The following is a 2,368-nucleotide window of genomic DNA, read 5'->3' on the forward strand; positions in this document are numbered from 1 at the left end:
GGACAGCACGGCGCCCGAACCGCCGGCGCCCCCGCCGCCCCCGCCCGTCGAGGAACCGGTCCCGCCGGGGCCGGGCACGGGCAGCGGCGGCGGCGGCTCGGCAGGCACCGACGGCGGCGGAACCGGTAGCTCCGGCACCGGGACCGGGAACGACACCGGCACCGGAGCCGGGGATTCCGGAGGCTCTGGCGGCCCGGGCGGCGGTGACGCGCCACCCGCCCCCGCTCCCGCCCCGGGTGGTGAGAACTCCGCGCCGCAGGACGCCCCGTGAACCCTCTCCACCCCCGGCTCATCGTCCCCCTGCTCCTGCTGACCGTGCTGGTGGGCGCGCTGCTGCTGGCCGGTTACGTCCGCGGGGACTTCGCCGGCGACCAGCGCGCGCTCCCACCGGTGGCGGTCGACCGGGTGCCCGCCGCCATCCGGGACGGCGGGCCGCTGATCGACACCACCGGCGAGCGGCCCCGCTCCGTCCGCATGCCCGACCGCACCATCGCCCTGACCTTCGACGACGGCCCCGACCCCACCTGGACGCCCCGGGTGCGGGCGGTGCTCGAACGCCATGGCGTGCCCGGCACCTTCTTCGTCACCGGCGCCATGGCCGCCCGCCACCCCGAGCTCGTCGAGGGCCTGGTGCGCGGCGGCCACGAGATCGGGGTCCACACGTTCTCGCACCCCGACCTCGCCGGGCTCTCCCCCGACGCCGTCGACCGCGAGCTGTCCCAGACCCAGCTGGTGCTGGCCGGCGCGGCGGGGGTGCACAGCTCGCTGGTGCGCCCGCCGTACTCCTCCGTCCCCTCCGCCCTGGACAACCGCTCCTGGCCGGTGGTGGAGCGGCTCGGCGACAAGGGCTATCTGACCGTCCTCATCGACGAGGACACCCGGGACTGGAGCCGTCCCGGGGCCGCGCGGATCGCCGAGGCCGCCGTGCCGGACGAGCCGGGCCGGGGCTCGATCACCCTGCTGCACGACTCGGGCGGCGACCGCTCCCAGACCGTGGCCGCGCTGGACCGGCTCATCCCGCAACTGCGCGCCCAGGGCTACCGGTTCACCACCGTCGGCGGCGCGCTGGGCGTGGAGACCGTCAACCACCCCGTGGGCGGGGCCGAGCGGTGGCAGGGCCGGGCGTTCGTGGCGGCGGTGGGCCTGTCGGAGACCGCCGTCCCGGTGCTCTCCGTGCTGCTGCTGGTGGTCGGGCTGCTGGTGCTGGCCCGGCTGGTGGCCATGCTGGTGCTGGCCCGGCACCACGCCCGCCGGCGCAACGCCCCGGGGTTCCGGTGGGGGCCGCCGGTGACCGAGCCGGTGAGCGTGATCGTGCCCGCGTACAACGAGCGCGAGTGCATCGAGAACACCGTGCGCTCGCTGGTCGCCGGGGACCATCCGATCGAGATCGTGGTCGTCGACGACGGCTCCACGGACGGCACCGCCGAGATCGTCGAGCGGCTGGACCTGCCCCAGGTCACCCTCGTACGGCAGCCCAACAGCGGCAAGCCCGCCGCGCTCAACAACGGCGTGGCCACCGCCCGGCACGAGCTGATCGTGATGATGGACGGGGACACGGTCTTCGAGCCGTCGACCGTCCGGGAGCTGGTGCAGCCCTTCGCCGACCCCCGGGTCGGGGCGGTCGCGGGCAACGCCAAGGTCGGCAACCGGCGCGGCATGATCGGCCGTTGGCAGCACATCGAGTACGTGATGGGGTTCAACCTCGACCGCCGGATGTACGACCTGTTGCGCTGCATGCCCACCATTCCGGGGGCGGTGGGGGCGTTCCGGCGGCAGGCGCTGCGCGACGTCGGCGGGATGAGCGACGACACGCTCGCCGAGGACACCGATGTGACCATGGCCATGAACCGGGCCGGGTGGCACGTGGTCTACGCCGAGCGGGCGCGCGCCTGGACCGAGGCTCCGACCGGCCTCCGGCAGTTGTGGAAGCAGCGCTACCGGTGGAGCTACGGCACCATGCAGGCGATGTGGAAGCACCGGGGCGCCGCCCTGGACCGCGGCCACTCCGGCCGCTTCGGCCGGGTCGGGCTGCCGCTGATCGTCGTGTTCCAGATCCTCACGCCCGTGCTCGCGCCGCTGATCGACCTGTTCGCGCTGTACGGGCTGGTGTTCATGGACCCGCTGCGCACGGCGGCCGCGTGGTGCGGGGTGCTGGCGGTGCAGGCCGCGTGCGCGGCGTACGCGTTCCACCTGGACCGCGAGCGGCTGCGGGACCTGTGGCCGCTGCCGCTCCAGCAGATCGTCTACCGCCAGCTGATGTATCTGGTGCTGCTCCAGTCGTGCATCACGGCGGTGAGCGGTGGCCGGCTGGGCTGGCACAAGCTGCGGCGCACGGGTGAGGTGGGGGCGGCGCCCGGGTCGGCGGGGG

The 2,368-nt window shown here is 74.9% G+C and carries 1 protein-coding gene; it reads left to right on the forward strand.

From position 1 onward, the window contains the following. Positions 1-267: 267 nt before the first annotated feature. Positions 268-2,368: bifunctional polysaccharide deacetylase/glycosyltransferase family 2 protein (locus ACSNOD_RS30510; protein ID WP_436770323.1), on the forward strand; the 2,101-nt coding region annotated here is incomplete at its 3' end.

The organism is Streptomyces sp. URMC 123, from assembly GCF_051386515.1.
In the GTDB taxonomy this organism is placed as follows: domain Bacteria; phylum Actinomycetota; class Actinomycetes; order Streptomycetales; family Streptomycetaceae; genus Streptomyces.